The following is an 18,180-nucleotide window of genomic DNA, read 5'->3' on the forward strand; positions in this document are numbered from 1 at the left end:
GGGGTTTCCCCCTGTGAGAGTAGGACGCCGCCAAGCTTCTATCAGGATCAGTTCCATTTGGAACTGGTCTTTTTTGTTTTTTCTTCTAACAGCATCATGATGTAAGCTGGGAACTTCTCTTCTGCAATCTCCATGTAGCGTTCAATCATGACGTAATCATCACTAATGTATTGAGACAGCAGCTCGTACCACCATTCTGTTTCGTAGCGGGCAATCATACTAAGGTTATACATCAATAAGTAATGGCTGATGATCTCAGGAATCCCTAGAAAAGCATCTCGTGTTGACGGTATAAACCATTGATCCATTTCTAAATCATAATGAAGATGAGTAGCAAGTGCTGGGTTTTCTTCAAGAAATACATCAAACGTCAATTTCTTAGCCTCTCTCTGTTTGAGTTTCCAGCTTGTATGGAACTCAAAGTATTCAATAAAGCGTTCAGCAGACATGTTATAAAGTAATGGAATATGATCTTGAATCATCATTCCATTCGCCTTTTCCACTTTAACTAATGTCGCGGGCTGCTTTTGAAACTCAAGAATATGACTCATTTCAGGTATTTTGGACAGGAGATGGATCATTGTAAATCGCTCATCTTCAAGACCCTTTAAATGAAATAGATGCTTTAACACATGCATACATAGCCCGTTTCTTTGGATTTTCACTTCATCTTCGCTAAAGCGGTAATGCTGTTTTTTTCTCTTTCTCGATGTTACGCCATGGGCTAAAACAGAGGTTTGAGAAGGATAATGGGGATCAACTGTCAGCAAACATGCTTTTAGCAGCTGTGCCATTCCATAAAACAATAAAATGGGTTTAAGTTCTAAAGGTGCGATCGCAGCCTGTTCATAAAACGTATGGCCGTGTTTTAGAAAGTAAATAAATCGTTCACAGTTTTTATAGGCTTGCTGATTTGCATCTGGAATGTTCCGTTTCTCATATTGTTGAAATAGAAACTTTTGGGAAGTTTCTAGCGAGTAAAAACGTTTTAAATCCTTCCATCCTGAACTTTTCATCTTCTTCCTCAACTCTCTTTATATTTTCTAAAAATTGCAACTGTTTGTTGCTTCCTTGACATGCTGTTTGCTAGTTGATAATCTACATATAATATTTTGCCGAAAAGAGGGGGATTTACTAATGTGGGAAAGTAAATTTTCAAAAGAAGGTTTGACGTTTGACGATGTTTTGCTTGTTCCAGCAAAGTCTGAAGTACTTCCGCGTGATGTCGATTTATCAGTGGAGCTAACAAGTACATTAAAGCTAAACATTCCAATTATCAGTGCTGGAATGGATACAGTGACGGAATCACAAATGGCGATTGCAATGGCACGTCAAGGTGGTCTTGGTATTATTCATAAGAACATGTCCATTGAACAGCAAGCAGAACAGGTGGATAAAGTAAAACGTTCAGAGCGCGGCGTTATTACAAATCCATTCTTCTTAACACCAGAGCATCAAGTATTTGATGCAGAGCATTTAATGGGTAAATACCGTATTTCAGGTGTGCCGATTGTCAACAACGAACAAGACCAAAAGCTTGTTGGTATTATTACGAACCGTGACCTTCGTTTTATTTCGGATTATTCAATGAAGATTAGCGACGTGATGACAAAAGAGGAACTTGTGACAGCTTCTGTTGGCACAACGTTAGAAGAAGCTGAAAAAATCTTACAGCAATACAAGATTGAAAAATTACCTCTCTTAGATGACGAAGGAACGTTAAAAGGTCTTATCACAATCAAAGATATTGAAAAAGTGATTGAATTCCCTAACTCCTCTAAAGATGCACATGGCCGTTTAATTGTTGGTGCCGCTGTTGGTGTCACTGGCGATACAATGACACGTGTGAAAAAATTAGTCGAAGCCAATGTGGATGTTATTGTCATTGATACAGCACACGGTCATTCTCAAGGTGTTCTAAACACTGTATCGAAAATCCGTGAAACGTATCCTTCTCTTAACATCATTGCTGGTAATGTTGCAACAGCTGAAGCAACAAAAGCATTGTTTGAAGCAGGAGCAGATATTGTGAAAGTCGGTATCGGACCAGGATCTATTTGTACAACACGTGTTGTTGCAGGTGTTGGTGTACCACAAATCACAGCGATCTATGACTGTGCAACAGAAGCAAGAAAACATGGTAAAGCTATTATTGCAGATGGTGGAATTAAATATTCAGGTGATATCGTGAAAGCACTAGCATCTGGCGGACATGCTGTTATGCTGGGAAGCCTTCTAGCTGGTACATCTGAAAGCCCAGGAGAAACAGAAATTTTCCAAGGTAGACGCTTCAAAGTTTATCGTGGTATGGGTTCTGTCGCTGCAATGGAAAAAGGAAGTAAAGATCGTTACTTCCAAGAAGATAATAAAAAATTCGTTCCTGAAGGAATCGAAGGCCGTACACCATACAAAGGGCCAGTCGTTGATACAGTGTATCAACTAGTTGGCGGTATTCGTTCTGGTATGGGCTATTGTGGAACACAGGATTTACGCACTCTTAGAGAAGAAGCACAGTTCATTCGTATGACAGGTGCAGGACTTCGTGAGAGTCATCCACATGATGTACAAATTACAAAAGAATCACCAAACTACACAATTTCTTGATAAATTGTGACAATCAAATTACATTTGACAGGGTCTATGACTCTGTCTATTTTTTTTGTCTTTATTGTGATAAAATTTATACTGTTGTGTTGAAATAAGCCCTTGTGGATTACATATATATGAAAAACGTCGAAAAAAGATGAATACGGAGGTATGACGATTGAACAGCAAGATATTGAAACAGCTTATGGTCTCTATCCTTGCATTGGCATTGATTGTTACAGCATTTACACCAATGTCCAAAGCAAAGGCTGCTGAAGATCCATTCAGTGTGAATGCGAAAGCAGCGATCCTTATTGAAGCTTCTACAGGTAAAATTCTTTATAGTAAAAATGCAGATCAAAGACTGCCTATTGCAAGTATGGCAAAAATGATGACCGAGTATCTATTACTAGAGGCGATTGCTGAAGGTAAAGTGAAATGGGATCAAAAGTATACGCCAGATGATTATGTATACGAAATTTCTCAGGACCGCAGTTTATCTAACGTTCCTTTGAGAAAAGATGGTTCGTATACAGTAAAAGAACTTTATCAAGCAACGGCTATTTATTCGGCAAATGCAGCAGCGATTGGTTTAGCAGAAGTGATCGCTGGATCAGAATCGAAGTTTGTTGAAAAAATGAACGCAAAAGCAAAAGAACTTGGTTTAACAAACTACAAATTCGTGAATGCAACTGGTCTTGAAAATAAAGACTTACATGGCCAACAGCCAAAAGGTACAGGTCCTGATGAAGAAAGTGAAGTATCGGCAAAAGATATGGCATTGCTTGCACAGCATCTCATCAAAGACCATCCAGAAATTCTTGAAACAGCAAGTATTGCGAAAACGAAGTTCAGAGAAGGCACTGACGATGAAATGGACATGCCTAACTGGAACTTCATGCTTAAAGGACTTGTGAAGGAATATAAAGGTGTAGACGGTCTGAAAACAGGATCAACAGATTCAGCCGGTTCTAGCTTCACAGGTACGGCAAAACAAGGTGACATGCGCGTCATTGCCGTCATCCTAAATGCAAAAGGTAATCTTCATACAGCACGTTTCGACGTGGCGAAAAAACTGTTCGACTATGCGTTTAAAAACTTCACGATGAAAGAAATGTACAAAAAAGGTCAACAAATCAAAGGACATGAAAACATCGCAGTTGATAAAGGCAAAGATAAAGAAGTACCTGTTGTGACGAAAGAAGCATTTTCTGTGCCAGTAAAAAATGGTGACGAAAAGAGCTATAAAGCAAAAGTAAATATCGAGAAAAAGAACCTAGAAGCTCCTATTAAAAAAGGAACGAAGGTTGGCATGCTGACGACTTCTTATTCTGGTGATGAGAAGGACTACGGCTATTTAAATAAAGACCAATCAGGTGTTGAGCTTGTGACGAAAACAGGCGATGAAAAAGCAAACTGGTTCATCCTAGCAATGCGGGGTGTAGGTGGATTCTTCGCTGGCATTTGGGGCGGAATCGTTGACACAGTAAAAGGTTGGTTCTAATAAAAAAACTGCTCTCTATTCATGAGAGCAGTTTTTTTTCCGTTAAAAGAAGAGCGATTGCTTCTGATTTTGAGGAGTGGATAAAGCTTGCTGAAAAATATCACATAACTTTTCCACACCTTCGGTCAGTGCTTTTTCATTCACATAGGAAAAGCTGAGGCGGATATAATTCTGCTTCGGCTCTCCAGGATAGCAGACAGAGCCAGGCAGAAAGGTGATTTGCTGCTTACGTGCCTCATGCAACAGTGCTCGTGTATCGACCCAGGAAGGAAAGCTAAGCCATAAATTGAGCCCGCCCTGTGGAATTTGCCACGTTACATCTTTCGGTGCGTGTTTCGTTAACACATCCATCATCAAATCGCGTCTCACTTTCAAGGCGGTTCTTAGCTTCTTCGTATGATCAATCATTTTCTTCGATGTCAGAAACGGCAATATGGCCTTTTGTGTGAGGAGAGGGCTGCCTAAGTCATTATTGGCCTTTGCAGCTAATAAACGGTTAAATATCGAGCCTGAGGCTGTGATAATCCCGATTCTGCATCCTGGAGCCAGTGTTTTACTTAATCCTCGTAAATAAATGACGTGTCCATCATGATCCAAGCTTTTAATAGGTGCTGGCGGTTTCTTTTCAAAATAAAGCTCGCGATAAGGGTCATCTTCTACAATGAGACAATCAATGCTTTGAGCTAGTAAGAGAAGCTGTTTTCTACGCTTCATCGACATACTGGCCCCTGTTGGACTGTGGAAAGTAGGAATCGTATAGATGAGTTTCGGTTTATATTTATCACAAATGCTTTGAAGCTGTTTCATGTTCATCCCTTCATGATCGACAGGGACAGTAATGATTCTTGCTCCTCTGCCCATAAAGACATCAATGGCCCCGGGGTATGTGGGTGCTTCCATGACCACCACATCATCCGGCCCAATAAACGTACGTGCCACCAAATCAAGCCCTTGCTGAGAACCACTTGTTACTAGGATATTTTCAGGTGTAGACGGCACATCCAACTTTTCTAAAAAAGACTGAATGACTTGTCGCAGTTGGAGATCACCTTGTATCTCACCATACTTCGACATGATTTGGGGATGCCTGGCTAGTACATGCTGCATCTCTTTTTCTAAATACCGGTTGGGCAAAAGCCCTGGATCGATCATAGAGGAAGAAAGGTTAATGGCTTCTTCGACATAGTGATACTGAGCGAATTGAGACCGTGGTAAATAATCTGGAATCGACAACTGCCAATCGAAAGAAGTAGATGATGGAACCGGAATCTCTGCCTGCTCTTGCTGCTCATCCACAAATGTTCCTTTACCTTGCACCGTTTTTAAATATCCGTCGTCCTTTAATCGGGTGTATGCCTTTGCTGCCGTGACAAGACTCACATTGAGCTGCTTAGCTAAATCACGGACAGTTGGCAGCTTTTCTCCTTGCTGAAGCAAACCTGATTGAATGTGGTCAATGATTGAAAAGTAAATTTGATTTGAAAGAGATGTATCAGAGTGTCGATGGATATCAATATGCATGAAACCCCTCCATATAATGCAACATTGTTATACATGAATTTTAATTGTTATAGTTGCATTATAGCATGTAAATCACACTTGAAAGAGGAAATGACATGTTTTTAGCTTGAAACCCTTTATATACAAGGGTTTATTCTTTTTTATCGGCTGTTTGAATTGTTATACTATTCTCTTTATTGTTATACTTTCTCGCTTGTATGATAAAGATGTTAAATGAATCGAATAGACAAATGGGAGGAAACTATTGTGAGCAATAAGGGAACTGAACGAGTGAAACGTGGAATGGCAGAAATGCAAAAGGGTGGCGTCATTATGGATGTCGTCAATGCGGAGCAGGCAAAAATTGCAGAAGAAGCAGGTGCGGTGGCAGTCATGGCACTAGAACGAGTACCAGCTGATATCCGTGCAGCAGGCGGTGTTGCCCGTATGGCAGACCCAAGAATCGTAGAGGAAGTACAAAATGCCGTAACGATTCCAGTCATGGCAAAAGCACGTATCGGCCACATCGTCGAGGCTCGTGTTCTTGAAGCACTTGGTGTTGATTATATCGATGAGAGTGAAGTGCTGACGCCCGCAGATGAAGAATTCCATTTAAATAAAAATGAATACACAGTACCTTTTGTCTGTGGATGCCGCGACTTAGGTGAGGCAACCCGCCGTATCGCAGAAGGCGCTTCTATGCTTCGTACAAAAGGAGAGCCAGGCACAGGCAACATTGTAGAAGCTGTTCGTCATATGAGAAAGGTCAATGCTCAGATTCGTAAAGTATCAGCCATGAGTGAAGATGAACTGATGACAGAAGCCAAGAACCTTGGCGCGCCTTATGAATTATTGCTGCAAATCAAAAGAGATGGCAAGCTGCCAGTTGTGAACTTTGCAGCTGGAGGCGTTGCAACACCAGCAGATGCAGCGTTAATGATGCAGCTTGGAGCAGATGGTGTATTTGTCGGATCTGGTATCTTCAAATCAGACAATCCAGCTAAATTCGCCAAAGCGATTGTTGAAGCAACAACTCATTACACTGATTATCGTCTCATTGCAGAACTTTCAAAAGAGCTTGGAACAGCTATGAAAGGAATTGAAATTTCAAATCTACTGCCAGAAGAACGTATGCAAGAGCGTGGCTGGTAATTAAGGGAGCGCAAACGAACATGCTGACAATTGGTGTACTAGGGCTTCAAGGAGCGGTGAGAGAGCATATTCAATCAATTGAAGCCTGCGGAGCAGAAGGAAAGATCATCAAACGAGTAGAAGAGCTAGAATCCGTTGACGGTTTGATTATCCCTGGTGGAGAAAGTACGACGATGAGAAGACTCATGGATACGTACCAATTCATTGATCCGATCAAAGCGTTCGCTGCTCAAGGGAAACCGATTTTCGGTACATGTGCCGGGTTGATTATGCTGGCAAAGCATGTCGAAGATCGAGAAGATGCTCATCTTGGATTGTTAAATGTATCTGTTGCACGGAACTCTTTTGGCAGACAGGTAGACAGCTTTGAAGCAGATTTAGAAGTAAAAGGACTGGATGCGCCGTTTACAGGGGTGTTCATCCGTGCGCCTCATATCATCAGCGCAGATGATAGCGTAGAAATCATGGCCGAATATGATGGCAGGATTGTGATGGCGAAAGAAAACAATCTCCTAGGCTGCTCTTTTCATCCAGAGCTGACAGACGATCACCGGTTAACGCAGTTGTTTGTTGATATGGTGAAGTCCTACAAAACGAAGCTTGCTGTATAAAACGGTTGAAAAGAGATAAAACTTATAGTACATTAAAAACACAATCAAAGATCGAAAAAGCGTTGACGGGAAATAGTAAGAAGCCCCTCTTTCTCAGAGAGCCGATGGTTGGTGAGAATCGGTGAAAGATGCATTCTGAATCCATCCTTGAGCGAAATGCTGAAACAAGAGAAGTAAGCATTTACGGTGATACCGTTACAGAGGAAAGAGGGAAGCATGCTTCTGCATGTTTTCAATCAGGGTGGCAACGCGAGAGCTCTCGTCCCTTTCATGGGATGAGGGCTCTTTTTATTTTTCGATAAAAAAAGGAGTGTTATACATGCTGGATATTAAACAACTGCGCACGGACTTTGATCAAATCAAAGAAAAATTAGCACACCGAGGCGAAGATTTAGCGGATTTTGATAAGTTTGGTGAGCTAGATCAAAAAAGAAGAGAATTAATCGGGAAAACAGAAGAATTAAAGAGCCGAAGAAATGAAGTATCACAACAAGTAGCCGTTCTAAAAAGAGAAAAGAAAGACGCCGATCACATTATTCAAGAAATGCGAGAGGTAGGAGATGAGATCAAGAAGCTGGATGACGAGCTAAGAACAGTAGAAGAAAGCCTGCAGCACATCCTGTTCTCAATTCCAAATATCCCTCATGACTCTGTACCAGTTGGTGAAACAGAAGACGACAACGTGGAAGTGAGAAAATGGGGCGAACAGCCAGCCTTCTCATTTGAACCAAAACCACATTGGGACGTAGCTGATGAGCTCAACATCCTTGATTTTGAACGTGCAGGAAAAGTGACAGGAAGCCGTTTCGTTTTTTATAAAGGGCTTGGCGCACGCTTAGAGCGCGCATTGTATAATTTTATGCTTGATTTACATGTGGATGAGTTTGGTTTTACTGAAGTGCTTCCACCTTATATGGTCAACAGAGCGAGCATGACAGGAACTGGTCAGCTTCCAAAATTCGAAGAGGATGCCTTTAAAATTCGCGAAGAAGATTACTTCCTCATTCCAACAGCCGAAGTCCCGATTACCAACATGCATCGTGACGAAATTCTCGATGGTGAACAGCTGCCAATCAACTATGCAGCATTCAGTGCTTGCTTCAGATCAGAAGCTGGATCTGCCGGCAGAGATACACGTGGACTTATCCGTCAGCATCAATTTAACAAAGTAGAGCTCGTGAAATTTGTCAGACCAGAAGATTCTTATGAAGAATTAGAGAAATTAACAAATCAAGCAGAAAAAGTGCTTCAGCTATTGAACCTGCCATACCGTGTCATGAGCATGTGTACGGGAGATTTAGGCTTCACAGCTGCGAAGAAATACGATATCGAAGTATGGATTCCGAGCCAGAATACGTACCGTGAAATTTCTTCTTGTAGTAACTTCGAAGCATTCCAAGCAAGACGTGCAAACATTCGTTTCCGTCCGGAGCCTAAAGCGAAGCCAGAACATGTCCACACATTAAATGGATCTGGATTAGCGGTAGGAAGAACCGTAGCGGCTATTTTAGAAAACTATCAACAAGAGGACGGCACAGTGATCATTCCTGAAGTACTGCGTCCTTACATGGGAAATAAAGAAGTGATGAAATAAGATGCCGTCAAGGCATCTTATTCTTTTTACCAAAAGTCCTACAGTTTTCCTGAATTTAGCCGATAAAAAGAGTAAAAGCTTCTAGGAAAGAAGGAATAATCTTGAATAGGCTTGACTATTATGTTGAAATGGCTCAATTACTTAGAAAGGTACTAGATGAAAGTATTCTTTTCGGTATCACGGATACAGAGAAGGTACTTTGTTATTACCCGTCTAACACAATAGATTTTGGTATGAAAGTTGGGGACCCATTGAACCCAGAAGACCAAAATGTGGCGACGACATTAAGAGGACAAGAATATGACGGTTACTTACCAGAATCACTATATGGTTATGAAGTTGCTGTAAAAGGTTACCCGATTTTTGATGAAGATAGAAAAGTAATTGGCTCTTTTTTAGTGGCATTTACATATCATCGTGAAAAAAAATTAAGCGGTTATATGGAGCAAATCAATAAAGTAGCGAAAGAACTCCAAGGTGGAATTGAGCAAATTGCTGCACATTCACAAGAGCTGGCTGCTACAAGTTTAGAAATAAGCGAACAGGCAGGAAGAGCGGAAGAGAAATCCGCGAATATTGAAGAAGTCGTCAAAACCATTGGCGGAATCGCTAGACAAACAAATTTGCTAGGTTTAAATGCTGCAATTGAAGCTGCAAGAGCAGGTGAGAATGGAAAAGGGTTCGCTGTCGTGGCTGATGAAGTGCGTAAATTATCAGATGGCTCGAAGGAAGCGGCTGAAACCATTAATACATTTTTAAAAGAAATCCAAGACAGCATTGGCACTTTGTCTGAAAACATCTCACAAATCAGCAGCTCAACAAATGAACAAGCCGAACAAGTGACAGACTTTACGAAGATTATCGAATCATTAAATGAGTTTAAAGTAGAGATGAATCAGTTTATTGAAGAAATGAGACAGGATACGAAATAGATCAAGAGCAGCCATCAATGGCTGCTTTTTTATAGGCAAATATCATGCCGAAATCACAAATTGAAATTTTTTTCGAAAAGATGTTGACTTCAAATAAAATGATATGGTATATTAATTCTTGTCGATACGGAGGAATACCCAAGTCCGGCTGAAGGGATCGGTCTTGAAAACCGACAGGGGTGTCAAAGCCCGCGGGGGTTCGAATCCCTCTTCCTCCGCCATATTGATTTTTTACCTTAGTTGAATTGAACGCAAGCATAAAAATTGGAAATTGTCAAACCGCTGCATTTCGCGAATGCAGCGGTTTTTTTTATTTTGTTTTAGAGCGATTTTTTTGAATAACAGAAGCTATTTCATGAAGAATGGGATCAAGTGAACTTTCATCATGAAGTAGGTCGTAATCTTCAATATTAATTTTAATCACTGGGCATAAATCAAATTGTTCGATCCACTCTGTGTATCGAGTGTACATTTCTTCCCAATAAGCCCGGTCAGTTTGAGTTTCCATTTCTCTGCCGCGTTCTTCAATACGATGTAAAATATGATCTAAATCCCCGTGCAGATAGATGAGGACATCAGGGTGAGGGAAGTAAGGTGTCATCACCATCGCCTCAAATAGGCTTGTATATGTTTCATAATCGACCTCAGACATCGTACCTTTGTCCGCATGCATTTTTGCAAAAATGCCAGTGTCCTCATAAATGGAACGATCTTGTACATATCCTCCGCCAGATTCAAAAATCCGCTTTTGCTCCTTAAAACGCTCAGCCAGGAAATAGACCTGTAAGTGGAAGCTCCATCTTTGGAAATCTGAATAAAAAGGCTCTAAATATGGGTTATCATCTACTTTTTCAAGAGACGTTTGAAACCCTAGCTTGTCTGCTATTGTTTTGGTCATAGTGGATTTGCCGACACCAACAGTCCCGGCAATTGTGATGACGGCGTCCTTTGGTATTTCGATCTTGTTCATAGCACTTGCTCCTTTATGTTCTGTACAATTTGCTGGTAATCTTGCTGTGAGGAAACGAAGTCTGTATGATCTCCTTCAATTGTAATGATAGGAAGCTCTGGCTCAGTCTGTTTTAAATGTTCAATGGCCAGCTCATAATCTTCAATGAGTGTTTTTAAATAAGCTGGGTCAATGTCTTCTTCAAAAGAGCGTCCTCTCATCTGTATTCTTTCAAGTAAGGTTGGAAGGCTGGCTTTTATATAGATCATGGCATTTGGTTTAGGAAGATCATCTGTTAGCAGGTGATAGATCTTTCTGTATTTATCCATGTGCTTTTTTGATAATGTTCTTTCTGCAAATATCATATTTTTATAGACATGATAATCAGTGACAACCGGCTGCTGTTTATTCACATAGTTTTCTTCAATTAATTCTAACTGTTTGAACCGATTGCATAAAAAGAACATCTCAAGCTGAAAGCTCCATTGTTCCATATCTTCATAAAATTTATCTAAGAATGGATTTTCTTCTACAATCTCTTTTACTAAAGGAAATTGAAATTCCTTTGCAAGCATTGTAGCCAAAGTTGTTTTTCCGGCTCCAATTGGGCCTTCCACTGCAATAAAAGGGGCAGGATACATAGGCGTTCTCCTCTATCTATAAAGTTAAAGTTGTCAAACCAATGTATATTGTACCATACCCCTTCTAATAGATAGAGCGAATGGATTACGATGTCGTTCTTTTTTCAATATTAAATTGATCTGATAATAAGAGCCAATTTTGTGGGAAAGATAGACCTAATTTCCAATAAGCAATTCCGTTTAATTTTAGCTCTTTGATGAGGTTGAATTTTGCTTGAATCGACCTAGCGTCTTCGAACCAGACTTCATGCTCTTTGTTATTGGCATCTGTATAACGAAAATGAGGTGCTTGTGCTGTTTCGTCGTATAGGATAGAGACATTGTGCTGTCTAGCAAGTGCAATTGCTTGTTGAGGACTGACGGCTTTGGCGATCGGGCCGCCCTGGACGAAAGGAAGTGTCCAATCATAGCCATATAAATTCTGTCCCATTACAATTTTATTTGCCGGTATGACAGTTAGTGCATATTCAATGACTTGGCGGACAGGTCCAATTGGAGAGACAGCTTGTGCAGGTCCGCCGCTGTACCCCCATTCATAGGTCATCAACACAACATGATCGACGATCTTACCGATCGCTTCATAGTCATGGGCTTCATACCATTTGCCCTTTTGCTGACTACTTGTTTTTGGTGCAAGTGCAACAGATATTGTCCATCCTTCTTGATGGAAACGAGCTGTTGCCTCTCTTAAAAATTGAATATAAGCATCTTTATCAACAGGGCGTAAATATTCAAAATCAAAATGGATTTCCTTGAATTGATACTTCTTGGCAACACGAACAATTTCATTTAAAAATGCCGTTTTGACAGATTGATTAGTTAAAAGAATACGGCCAAGTTCATCACTGAATTTTTCATTCTCTAGATTCGTCACCACCATGGTTAATACAGTTCTGTTCTGAGCGGCAATCTGGGGTAGTTGGTCTAAAGGTGGTTCTCGCAGCGTCCCATCTCTTTGTGCTTGAAAACTAAAGACGTCTAAATGGGTTAAGTATGGGGAGGCCTCTCTGGCTGCCTGCTTTAAGTTTTCACTGACTTGATTTCCGCGTGGTTCAATATAAGCATTGGAATTAATGTTCCTTTTCGGTCTTTGTGGAATATAGAGCAAGAAGCGAATAGGTAGTATCGCTTCAGGTCGAATTCTGTTCACACGTGCCAACTCTTCCACTGAGATTTGAAACCGTCTACCAATTTGATATAGTGTGTCATTTTGTTTGACCTCATAAAATTGACCTCTAATTGGAATGACAATTGTTTGTCCAATGACGAGTTGATTTGGTGTTTCGATTTCGTTAGTACGGATGATTTCATTGACTGTCGTTTTAAAACGCATGGCAATATCGTTTAAAGTATCTCCTCTTTTGACAACATAAATTTGAATAGTCAACGCCCCCTTTGTTATTGCTAACAATTTATGAGGGTTATGGCTAAATCATGTTTGATTTTCATTCGTGATTTCCTTAGCGGTGGTGATTTTTGCTAGAAGGACGTTCTCCATCATCGTTAAAGCGTAGTCGTTATCTCTGTCGTCGTTTGAAGCGATACAATCTTTAGGTACAATTAGATTGTATTCTCGCATGTACGCGTCATTTGCAGTGAACAAAACGCATATGTTTCCGGCAATTCCAGTTAGAATAATGTCCTCAATACCTAATTCATTTAAGAGTGTCTCTAGTGCAGTACCGTAGAAGGCAGAATGCTTAGGTTTAATTAAGAAGTAATTATCTTTAGATGGTGTCATTTTCTCTAAAATAGGAGCGCTTCTTTCGTTTTTGCATGTTTCCAGAACAGCTTGGATATCAGCCTTCCAAAGTCCGTAGTGATCGTTGATATAAATGATTGGCCAATTTTCCTTGAAAGCATGTTCTTTAAGAGCTAAAATTTTATTGGTCATTTGCTCTGTTTTTTCTGCAAGCACATGTCCCATTTCAAAATCAAAATTATTAATCATGTCGATTATAAGCAGCGCCTTTTGGTGTTTTGACAAATTAAGACCCCCTTTAAAAGATTGTGATAATATGTTAACCTCAATTTCCTTTTAAAAAACATGAAAAGAGAGCCGTGCCATGACGAAAGATGAACAGTTTATGCAAGAAGCCATTTCCGAAGCCTTAAAAGCAGAACAAATAGGAGAAGTGCCGATTGGTGCCATCATAGTTGTTGATGACCAAATCGTGAGCCGGGCTCATAATTTAAGGGAAAGTGAGCAGCGTTCAATTGCACATGCAGAATTACTTGCTATTGATGAAGCATGTAAAGCGACAGGGAGCTGGCGTTTAGAAGATGCTGTTCTTTACGTTACGCTTGAACCATGCCCAATGTGTGCAGGTGCTATTGTTCTCTCTAGAGTGAAAAAGGTTGTTTTTGGTGCATACGATCCAAAAGGTGGATGTGCAGGTACTTTAATGAATTTATTGGATGATGAACGGTTTAATCATCAGTCTGAGGTCATCGGTGGTGTACTTGAAAATGAGTGTGGTGAGCTGTTAAGTCAGTTCTTCCGAAATCTCCGTCAGCGAAAGAAACAAGCCAAAAGTAAATGAATGGATGTCGTTTGCAATTTGAGCTATAAGAAGGTATACTTATGTCTGCATCACTAACAATTTAATATTCATTTTGCCGTGCTAAGCGGGGAGGTAGCGGTGCCCTGTACTCGCAATCCGCTCTAGCGAGGCCGAATCCCTTCTCGAGGTTCGTTTACTTCAAGGTCTGCCTTAAATAAGTGGTGTTGACGTCTGGGTCCTGCGCAATGGGAATTCATGAACCATGTCAGGTCCGGAAGGAAGCAGCATTAAGTGAAACCTCTCATGTGCCGCAGGGTTGCCTGGGCCGAGCTAACTGTTTAAGTAACGCTTGGGGTAGCGAATCGACAGAAGGTGCACGGTAAATCAATATTAAATGTAACTCATCTAGTTTATCTAGGTGAGTTTTTTGTTGCTGTTCAAAGGATAGCTCAACTGCTTTAGTTATACAAATAGATAAAAAGTCTTTTTGGCGCCATTTGTTTTTTTCGCTAATTGTAACAAGAACTGGTGTTCTGTTTGAGGTTTCAGGTCTTTTCACAAAGCTAGAAAATACGTTTTTAAAGCATGAAAAGTAGAAACTCTATAATTGAAATCATCTTTTTGACATATTAGAAAATAAAGGTGTGCTTTTGAATTGATCGGTGCATCATGTATAATGAAAAGGATGATAAATGGAGGAGGGCGTATTTGTGAGTTATCAAGCTTTATATCGAGTGTTCAGACCTCAAGTTTTTGAGGATGTTGTTGGACAAGAACACATCACAAAAACGTTGCAAAATGCCCTTTTGCAGAAAAAGTTTTCTCATGCTTACTTATTTTCAGGTCCTAGAGGAACAGGTAAAACAAGTGCTGCCAAAATCTTTGCAAAGGCAGTGAACTGTGAAAAGTCACCTGTTAGTGAGCCGTGTAATGAATGTGATGCCTGTAAAGGAATTACAAACGGTTCAATTTCAGACGTGATTGAAATAGATGCTGCCTCGAATAACGGGGTAGATGAAATCCGAGATATACGTGATAAAGTGAAATTTGCTCCTTCGGCGGTTACATATAAGGTTTATATTATAGATGAAGTACATATGCTCTCTATCGGTGCATTTAATGCCCTCCTTAAAACGCTGGAAGAACCGCCTGCTCATTGTATCTTTATTTTGGCTACCACAGAGCCTCATAAGATTCCTCTTACCATCATATCTCGTTGTCAGCGATTTGATTTTAAACGAATCACGACCAAAGATATTGTTGGAAGAATGGAGAAAATTGTAGATGCAGAAGGCCTAAACGTACAGGAGGGATCGCTCGAGATTATTGCTAGTGCAGCTGATGGCGGTATGCGTGATGCACTAAGTCTCTTAGATCAAGCGATCTCATTTAGTGGTGATCAATTGACAATTGATGATGCGCTGCTCATTACAGGTGCTGTATCTCAGCATTTCATTAGTCAGCTTGCTGAAGCAATTTTTGATCAAAATATTGCCACAGCGTTAGATACATTAAATGAATTGCTTCAGCAGGGGAAAGATGCTGCTAAATTAATAGAGGATATGATTTTTTACTTTAGAGATATGCTGCTTTATAAAACGGCACCAGATCTCGAGGGTGTCCTTGAAAAGGTAAAGGTCGACGAAAGTTTCGTGGCGCTGTCAGATCGTGTGACACCTCAGTTTCTGTATGAAACAATTGAAGTCCTGAATAAAAGCCACCAAGAAATGAAATGGACAAATCATCCTAGAATTTTCTTTGAGGTAGCGGTTGTAAAGCTGTGTCAGTCAACAGCAGGATTGACACAAGGTCATGCTGACGCTGATTTAACGGCGCTAACAGATAAAATAAACAGGCTGGAACAGGAACTCTCAAGGCTAAGAGCCGAAGGGGTACCAATGTCTCCATCTCATAGCCCTCAAGAAAAAAAGGAAGCGCCTCGACCACAAACGAGTAACAAAAATGGCTATCGTGCTCCTGTCGGCCGAATTCATGAGATTCTAAAAGAAGCGAAACGGCCTGAGTTAGAAAAAATTAAAGGCAAATGGGGAGAGCTCCTTGCCCAGTTGAAACAGCAGAATAAGGTGTCTCACGCTGCGTTATTAACGGACAGTGAGCCAGTTGCGGCTGCTTCGCATGCCTTTGTTTTAAAATTCAAATTTGAAATACATTGTAAAATGGTTGCTGAAGATAAAAGCGGTGTTCGAACCAATCTTGAACAACTGCTAGAGTCTATGTTAGGAAAAAGAGTGGAATTAGTTGGCGTTCCTGACGCTCAATGGGGTAAAATAAGAGAAGAATTTTTAAGAGATCATCAGCCGGATGAACAAGCAGATGGTCAGGGAACTTCTACTGAAGAGGATCCATTGATTGCGGAAGCAAAGAAATTAGTAGGAACCGATTTAATTGAAATTAAAGATTAATAAAAATGAAAGAGAGTGGTGTTCATATGCGCGGTGGAATGGGAAATATGCAAAAAATGATGAAACAAATGCAAAAAATGCAAAAGGATATGGCAAAGGCTCAAGAAGAGCTTGCAGAAAAAGTTCTTGAAGGTACAGCTGGTGGCGGTATGGTCACTGTAAAAGTAAATGGACAAAAAGAAGTCGTTGATGTAGCAATTAATGAAGAAGTTGTTGATCCAGAAGATATCGATATGCTTCAAGATCTTGTTCTTGCTGCGACAAACGATGCATTGAAAAAAGTCGATGAGCTAACGAATGAAACGATGGGTCAATTCACAAAAGGAATGAACATGCCAGGTTTATTCTAGGAGGAATAACTGAAGATGCAATATCCTGAACCAATATCAAAGCTGATTGACAGCTTTATGAAATTGCCAGGAATCGGACCGAAAACTGCGGTCCGTCTGGCTTTTTTTGTTCTTAGTATGCAGGAAGATGTCGTACTAGATTTTGCGAAGGCGCTTGTAAATGCAAAGCGTAATTTAACTTATTGTTCGGTATGCGGTCATATCACAGACCAAGATCCTTGCTATATTTGTGAAGATACAAGAAGAGATCAATCTGTTATCTGTGTAGTGCAGGATCCAAAAGATGTAATCGCAATGGAAAAAATGAAAGAATACAACGGCTTATATCATGTGCTTCATGGTGCCATTTCGCCAATGGACGGAATTGGTCCAGAGGATATTAAAATTCCTGACCTATTAAAAAGACTGCAAGACGATCAAGTGACAGAGGTGATCCTTGCAACCAATCCAAACATTGAAGGAGAAGCAACAGCCATGTATATCTCCAGATTGTTAAAACCATCAGGAATTAAACTCTCTCGCATTGCTCACGGACTTCCAGTAGGCGGAGATTTAGAGTATGCGGATGAAGTCACACTGTCTAAGGCTCTAGAAGGCAGACGTGAGATGTAGGAAGGAGAAGTACGGTACATGGGTTTTCTTCGCAGAAAATCAATTCGAAAAGAATTCGATGAGAAATTAATTCAACAGCTTTTTAAGCAAAAAGAAGAATGGAACAGACAAAAAAAGCTTGTCGCAAATAGCGTTGAGCCTTCACCGGACATTCTATTCGAATTAAAGCTTGCTCAAGCGAAGTACTTTTTCTATCTGAGAGAAGCGAAAAAGAGGAATTTACGTCTAAACAACTGGAAATAGCAGGTCTATTGTACATAATCTTCTCATATGCTTGTACTATTCATATGAAGAGGGGATGAGAGGATTATGGAACCTGTTATTGTGATTGGGTCAATTTTGCTGGCTGTGCTATTGTTGTTTATGTCAGGTGTGCAGGCGAATCCATTCAAATGGTTAGGGCTTATCGGAGTGAAGTTTGTGGCAGGCGCTCTTTTTTTATTTTGCCTCAACCTATTTGGCGAGAGTCTAGGATTACATGTCTCTATTAATCCTGTAACGAGTGGAATTAGCGGTTTATTGGGTATTCCAGGCGTAGCAGCTTTAATTGTAATTGAAAAGTTTATTATTTAATGAAAAATATTGTTGACTTTAATTCGGTAGGATGGTAAATTAGTATACGTCGCTGATGACGAAGAAACGAAAAAACATAATAACAAAAAAGTTGTTGACACTAACAACTTTGATGTGATAAGATGTTCTAGTCGCTTCTGAAGCGGTAAACAAGTTCTTTGAAAACTAAACAAAGACAAAACGTACCTGTTAATTCGAGTTTTTATAAAAAAATCCTATGATACTTCATAGGTAGTCAGTCAAACGCTG

17 protein-coding genes, 1 tRNA gene, 1 other RNA gene, 1 pseudogene and 1 other annotated feature are annotated in these 18,180 nt (G+C 40.2%); of the genes and pseudogenes, 14 read left to right on the plus strand and 6 right to left on the minus strand.

Annotated elements, in window-relative coordinates; translation table 11 throughout:
• Positions 1-47: 47 nt before the first annotated feature.
• Entirely contained in the window at positions 48-1,016 is a 969-nt protein-coding gene (locus AC3WTB_RS19040; RefSeq protein WP_492334100.1) for a YaaC family protein, read from the minus strand.
• Between the two features lie 121 nt (positions 1,017-1,137).
• Here AC3WTB_RS19040 and guaB point away from each other — a divergent pair, with 121 nt between their 5' ends.
• Both guaB and AC3WTB_RS19050 read left to right on the plus strand, forming a co-directional pair.
• The gene (guaB, locus tag AC3WTB_RS19045) at positions 1,138-2,604 is read left to right on the plus strand and encodes an IMP dehydrogenase (RefSeq protein WP_024426749.1); all 1,467 of its coding nucleotides are present in this window, start codon (positions 1,138-1,140) and stop codon (positions 2,602-2,604) included.
• A 160-nt stretch (positions 2,605-2,764) separates the two neighbouring features.
• Positions 2,765-4,090 carry a D-alanyl-D-alanine carboxypeptidase family protein gene (locus AC3WTB_RS19050; protein ID WP_366207074.1) on the plus strand — a complete coding sequence of 442 codons (1,326 nt, stop codon included), beginning with the start codon at positions 2,765-2,767 and terminating at the stop codon, positions 4,088-4,090.
• A 42-nt stretch (positions 4,091-4,132) separates the two neighbouring features.
• On the opposite strand, the gene pdxR is transcribed toward AC3WTB_RS19050, so the two are convergent.
• A complete protein-coding gene (gene pdxR, locus AC3WTB_RS19055; protein WP_039175838.1) occupies positions 4,133-5,611 on the minus strand; it encodes a MocR-like pyridoxine biosynthesis transcription factor PdxR in 1,479 nt (492 codons plus the stop codon).
• A gap of 246 nt (positions 5,612-5,857) precedes the next feature.
• Here pdxR and pdxS point away from each other — a divergent pair, with 246 nt between their 5' ends.
• The 5 genes and pseudogenes from pdxS to AC3WTB_RS19080 all read left to right on the plus strand — a co-directional run bounded on the left by pdxS (position 5,858) and on the right by AC3WTB_RS19080 (position 10,100).
• The gene (gene pdxS, locus AC3WTB_RS19060) at positions 5,858-6,742 is read left to right on the plus strand and encodes a pyridoxal 5'-phosphate synthase lyase subunit PdxS (protein ID WP_039175840.1); all 885 of its coding nucleotides are present in this window, start codon (positions 5,858-5,860) and stop codon (positions 6,740-6,742) included.
• A gap of 20 nt (positions 6,743-6,762) precedes the next feature.
• Positions 6,763-7,353, plus strand: coding sequence for a pyridoxal 5'-phosphate synthase glutaminase subunit PdxT (gene pdxT, locus AC3WTB_RS19065; protein WP_144468218.1), 591 nt, complete (start codon positions 6,763-6,765; stop codon positions 7,351-7,353).
• Between the two features lie 53 nt (positions 7,354-7,406).
• Positions 7,407-7,623, plus strand: a binding site (T-box leader).
• 49 nt (positions 7,624-7,672) lie between these two features.
• Entirely contained in the window at positions 7,673-8,947 is a 1,275-nt protein-coding gene (gene serS / locus AC3WTB_RS19070; RefSeq protein WP_039175845.1) for a serine--tRNA ligase, read from the plus strand.
• 596 nt (positions 8,948-9,543) lie between these two features.
• Positions 9,544-9,879: pseudogene (locus tag AC3WTB_RS19075) on the plus strand (methyl-accepting chemotaxis protein); the annotation flags it as partial.
• A gap of 128 nt (positions 9,880-10,007) precedes the next feature.
• Positions 10,008-10,100, plus strand: a tRNA-Ser gene (locus AC3WTB_RS19080).
• 89 nt (positions 10,101-10,189) lie between these two features.
• On the opposite strand, the gene AC3WTB_RS19085 is transcribed toward AC3WTB_RS19080, so the two are convergent.
• From AC3WTB_RS19085 to AC3WTB_RS19100, 4 genes are all read right to left on the minus strand, one after another.
• The gene (locus AC3WTB_RS19085; protein ID WP_039175851.1) at positions 10,190-10,849 is read right to left on the minus strand and encodes a deoxynucleoside kinase; all 660 of its coding nucleotides are present in this window, start codon (positions 10,847-10,849) and stop codon (positions 10,190-10,192) included.
• Positions 10,846-11,469 carry a deoxynucleoside kinase gene (locus AC3WTB_RS19090; protein WP_492334101.1) on the minus strand — a complete coding sequence of 208 codons (624 nt, stop codon included), beginning with the start codon at positions 11,467-11,469 and terminating at the stop codon, positions 10,846-10,848. The genes AC3WTB_RS19085 and AC3WTB_RS19090 overlap by 4 nt, the downstream gene beginning before the upstream one ends.
• Before the next feature lie 85 nt (positions 11,470-11,554).
• Positions 11,555-12,802 (minus strand): glycoside hydrolase family 18 protein, encoded by a 1,248-nt coding sequence (locus tag AC3WTB_RS19095; RefSeq protein ID WP_413815580.1) that lies wholly within the window; start codon positions 12,800-12,802, stop codon positions 11,555-11,557.
• Positions 12,803-12,901: 99 nt separating this feature from the next.
• The gene (locus AC3WTB_RS19100) at positions 12,902-13,456 is read right to left on the minus strand and encodes a cysteine hydrolase family protein (RefSeq protein WP_492334102.1); all 555 of its coding nucleotides are present in this window, start codon (positions 13,454-13,456) and stop codon (positions 12,902-12,904) included.
• 79 nt (positions 13,457-13,535) lie between these two features.
• On the opposite strand from AC3WTB_RS19100, the gene tadA reads away from it, so the two are divergent.
• The 7 genes from tadA to AC3WTB_RS19135 all read left to right on the plus strand — a co-directional run bounded on the left by tadA (position 13,536) and on the right by AC3WTB_RS19135 (position 17,931).
• Positions 13,536-14,012 carry a tRNA adenosine(34) deaminase TadA gene (gene tadA / locus AC3WTB_RS19105; protein ID WP_034284264.1) on the plus strand — a complete coding sequence of 159 codons (477 nt, stop codon included), beginning with the start codon at positions 13,536-13,538 and terminating at the stop codon, positions 14,010-14,012.
• Positions 14,013-14,088: 76 nt separating this feature from the next.
• Positions 14,089-14,353: signal recognition particle sRNA large type (ffs, locus tag AC3WTB_RS19110), an RNA gene on the plus strand.
• Positions 14,354-14,683: 330 nt separating this feature from the next.
• Positions 14,684-16,396, plus strand: coding sequence for a DNA polymerase III subunit gamma/tau (dnaX, locus tag AC3WTB_RS19115; protein WP_039175861.1), 1,713 nt, complete (start codon positions 14,684-14,686; stop codon positions 16,394-16,396).
• A gap of 26 nt (positions 16,397-16,422) precedes the next feature.
• Positions 16,423-16,746, plus strand: coding sequence for a YbaB/EbfC family nucleoid-associated protein (locus tag AC3WTB_RS19120; RefSeq protein WP_008342011.1), 324 nt, complete (start codon positions 16,423-16,425; stop codon positions 16,744-16,746).
• Positions 16,747-16,761: 15 nt separating this feature from the next.
• The gene (recR, locus tag AC3WTB_RS19125; protein WP_003218094.1) at positions 16,762-17,358 is read left to right on the plus strand and encodes a recombination protein RecR; all 597 of its coding nucleotides are present in this window, start codon (positions 16,762-16,764) and stop codon (positions 17,356-17,358) included.
• 18 nt (positions 17,359-17,376) lie between these two features.
• Positions 17,377-17,601 carry a YaaL family protein gene (locus tag AC3WTB_RS19130; RefSeq protein WP_024425764.1) on the plus strand — a complete coding sequence of 75 codons (225 nt, stop codon included), beginning with the start codon at positions 17,377-17,379 and terminating at the stop codon, positions 17,599-17,601.
• Positions 17,602-17,667: 66 nt separating this feature from the next.
• Entirely contained in the window at positions 17,668-17,931 is a 264-nt protein-coding gene (locus AC3WTB_RS19135; protein ID WP_034284261.1) for a pro-sigmaK processing inhibitor BofA family protein, read from the plus strand.
• Positions 17,932-18,180 lie beyond the last annotated feature (249 nt).

Source organism: Bacillus sp. EB106-04-04-XG123 (assembly GCF_058791855.1).

Bases quoted from the DNA above. Each gene is read 5' to 3' on its own strand.
- AC3WTB_RS19040 (WP_492334100.1), bottom strand. From the start codon at position 1,016: ATGAAAAGTTCAGGATGGAAGGATTTAAAACGTTTTTACTCGCTAGAA.
- guaB (WP_024426749.1), top strand. From the start codon at position 1,138: ATGTGGGAAAGTAAATTTTCAAAAGAAGGTTTGACGTTTGACGATGTT.
- pdxR (WP_039175838.1), bottom strand. From the start codon at position 5,611: ATGCATATTGATATCCATCGACACTCTGATACATCTCTTTCAAATCAA.
- pdxT (WP_144468218.1), top strand. From the start codon at position 6,763: ATGCTGACAATTGGTGTACTAGGGCTTCAAGGAGCGGTGAGAGAGCAT.
- serS (WP_039175845.1), top strand. From the start codon at position 7,673: ATGCTGGATATTAAACAACTGCGCACGGACTTTGATCAAATCAAAGAA.
- AC3WTB_RS19085 (WP_039175851.1), bottom strand. From the start codon at position 10,849: ATGAACAAGATCGAAATACCAAAGGACGCCGTCATCACAATTGCCGGG.
- AC3WTB_RS19090 (WP_492334101.1), bottom strand. From the start codon at position 11,469: ATGTATCCTGCCCCTTTTATTGCAGTGGAAGGCCCAATTGGAGCCGGA.
- AC3WTB_RS19095 (WP_413815580.1), bottom strand. From the start codon at position 12,802: ATGCGTTTTAAAACGACAGTCAATGAAATCATCCGTACTAACGAAATC.
- tadA (WP_034284264.1), top strand. From the start codon at position 13,536: ATGACGAAAGATGAACAGTTTATGCAAGAAGCCATTTCCGAAGCCTTA.
- AC3WTB_RS19120 (WP_008342011.1), top strand. From the start codon at position 16,423: ATGCGCGGTGGAATGGGAAATATGCAAAAAATGATGAAACAAATGCAA.
- recR (WP_003218094.1), top strand. From the start codon at position 16,762: ATGCAATATCCTGAACCAATATCAAAGCTGATTGACAGCTTTATGAAA.
- AC3WTB_RS19130 (WP_024425764.1), top strand. From the start codon at position 17,377: ATGGGTTTTCTTCGCAGAAAATCAATTCGAAAAGAATTCGATGAGAAA.
- AC3WTB_RS19135 (WP_034284261.1), top strand. From the start codon at position 17,668: ATGGAACCTGTTATTGTGATTGGGTCAATTTTGCTGGCTGTGCTATTG.